At 63.7% G+C, this 2,151-nt stretch carries 4 protein-coding genes; 2 read left to right on the top strand and 2 right to left on the bottom strand.

The window, feature by feature from the left end; translation table 11 throughout:
* Nucleotides 1-42: 42 nt before the first annotated feature.
* Both FNF32_RS12090 and FNF32_RS12085 read right to left on the bottom strand, forming a co-directional pair.
* Nucleotides 43-348 carry a hypothetical protein gene (locus FNF32_RS12090; protein WP_143796666.1) on the bottom strand — a complete coding sequence of 102 codons (306 nt, stop codon included), beginning with the start codon at nucleotides 346-348 and terminating at the stop codon, nucleotides 43-45.
* Entirely contained in the window at nucleotides 345-1,034 is a 690-nt protein-coding gene (locus FNF32_RS12085; RefSeq protein ID WP_221930724.1) for a hypothetical protein, read from the bottom strand. The genes FNF32_RS12090 and FNF32_RS12085 overlap by 4 nt, the downstream gene beginning before the upstream one ends.
* A 101-nt stretch (nucleotides 1,035-1,135) precedes the next feature.
* On the opposite strand from FNF32_RS12085, the gene FNF32_RS12080 reads away from it, so the two are divergent.
* Nucleotides 1,136-1,417 carry a hypothetical protein gene (locus FNF32_RS12080; RefSeq protein WP_131672710.1) on the top strand — a complete coding sequence of 94 codons (282 nt, stop codon included), beginning with the start codon at nucleotides 1,136-1,138 and terminating at the stop codon, nucleotides 1,415-1,417.
* Nucleotides 1,414-1,851 carry a hypothetical protein gene (locus FNF32_RS12075; protein WP_131672709.1) on the top strand — a complete coding sequence of 146 codons (438 nt, stop codon included), beginning with the start codon at nucleotides 1,414-1,416 and terminating at the stop codon, nucleotides 1,849-1,851. Before FNF32_RS12080 ends, FNF32_RS12075 begins: the two co-directional genes overlap by 4 nt.
* Nucleotides 1,852-2,151 lie beyond the last annotated feature (300 nt).

The raw sequence follows: 2,151 nt of genomic DNA, 5'->3' as shown, positions 1-2,151 counted from the left end.
CCAGAGCCCCATCGCCTTCGAGCGAAAGGCCCGCGAAGTGAGCTAAACGCTCTCCACAAAAGCCGGGCAAGTCCACTCCAGGACGGTACGGCCGCTCTTCATCGCTTCCTCCACCGCGCCGATGGTCATCTCGGCCAGCAACCCGAACTCCCGGTCGGCGGCATGGATCAGCCTGGCGGACATATCTCGGGTCAAAACCCCCGGACCTGCCTCCAGACCGGCCGCATCCGCATATTTCACGATCAGCCCGGTGACAGGGTCACTGTCGATTGCGGCCGAGAGCCGTGGTATCTCGACCGGATAGATGCGACGGGCCAGCTGCGGGTCATGATTGATGATCGCGCTCAATCCAGCTTGCGGGAGTGAGGCAGGCCAAAGACGAAGCGCCTCGCATTGGCATTTGGCGGTGGGGTAACGTTTTGCTCGTTTGAGAGCCGTTTCCAGGCATTTGCCGGTGTTTCGCCCTTCAGGCCGGAATGGGGCGTATTGTGATAGATGTCGACAATGAACAGGGTGAATATCTCGGCCAGTTCATCATCGGTCAGCGCGGCCCAGTCCTCCGAGGGATAGTCGCCGCGTTCGACGGAATTTGAAAAGGTCCGGCCGATCAGCATCGGCGCAAGCTGCTGTCCGAAGGTTCGAAAGAGCCGTTCGATCCGGGCGCGGAGCTTTGGCACCCCGGCCGGCGGCGCCTCGTAGGTCGACTCGAGATCGATCACCGCCGTGCGGAAGGCCTCGAAGGCAAAGGCTGATCCCTGGTCGGTGACGAGGATCCCGATCCCGCCGGCCTGACTCCATGGACTTCGGCAGCCGGCTGCCTCGGCGATCGGGGTTTTGTCCACTGCGGCCAGCTGCAGCGCGCGTACGGCATCTTCAGCATTTGGGGTTGCGACGATACGAAATCCCAGGATGCAGCGGGTGGCACAATCCATGACCACATAGACCCAGCGACGTCCGACGTCGAATCGAACACGCTGCTCGGGCTGCAGGCCGTCAAGCGCGCAGCTGTCGCCGAAGAGCGTAGCAACGTCCACGCACCATTCGTCCCTCTCGGCCCGCTGCAGGGGATAGTCGGCCGACAGGCCCTCCTCGTAAAAGCCGAACTTCCTTCGAGCGGCCTCGTCCCGCTCTCCCCTTGGCGGCGCGCCTGTCCCAAGTCGCTGGAGGCGGCCGGATCACCGTCGGCCGCCACGAAGAACTTGCGGACACGGTCGAGACGGTCGGCGTCGATCAGGAAGGGCGAGTGGGCATGCCCGACTCTGTGACCCTGTTCACCGACAATCCACCTTGCGCAGCGTGCCAGCAAAACCTTGGCGCGGTGGCAGACGAACTGGGGATCAAGGCGTTGCGCATCGAGGTGTCCGATGGCAGCGTCTGGACGCTGAACGCCAACGGCAAGCTGGTGGAGGTAAAATGAACCTGCTCGATACCTCAAGTATCTATGCGGCGGACGGAAGGCACATCTATTCGGTCGACGAGTTGCGCCCCTTTTTCCTCGGCGCCGCCGAATTGCCGGTCGGACTGCCTCATGCGGATGTGCTGAACCCCTCGCCTGCGTCCAGGAAATCCCCGGCGCTCAGCTACAGCTTTGTGCCCGGCCAAGGCTATTCCCTAGTCTGGCAGCGTTACGACCCCAAAGGCCAGCGCCGCCCGACGATGATGAGCGCGCGGGACCGGGGCCGCATGAACGACTGGATCGAGAACCCCGATCAATCGGTGTTCCCGACCGGATCCCTGGTGCCGGGCGAAACGGCGCTGCGCGTCATCGAGGACTTTGCCCGCAACCCCGAGGTGCTGAGCGGCGCGGTTGAGTGGGTGGATGTCAAGGCGCTCGACTGGCCCGAACCCTGAGCCTGAGGCCGTGCCTGCCAGCGCGCCGTTAGACAAGCGAATGGGGCTGCGGAGGGGAATGACGGGCGTTTGCCAAGGACGCGTCGATTGCGGCGCCAAAGGCGCTACGGTCATCCAGCCATATGGCCAGCGGGGCGCAAATGACTCTGGCGAGCCGTAGCCGATCAAAAGCGCGGTAACGCCCGGACGCTCGGTAGAATACAGCGGCACGCACCCTTAAAACGTAAGCGCCACGGCGCTCTCCTCCTGCCGCTGCTGATCTGATCGGTCCATTCTCCGCGGGTGGGCATGGGGCGGAGG

Source organism: Paracoccus marinus (assembly GCF_007018965.1).
Classification (GTDB): Bacteria; Pseudomonadota; Alphaproteobacteria; order Rhodobacterales; family Rhodobacteraceae; genus Paracoccus; species Paracoccus marinus.
Note: the sequence above shows the minus strand (reverse complement) of the source record. Positions and strands in the feature narration are given on the sequence as shown.

What these genes read in the sequence shown, in the direction of transcription:
- FNF32_RS12075 (WP_131672709.1), top strand. Translation starts at nt 1,414, where the DNA reads ATGAACCTGCTCGATACCTCAAGTATCTATGCGGCGGACGGAAGGCAC.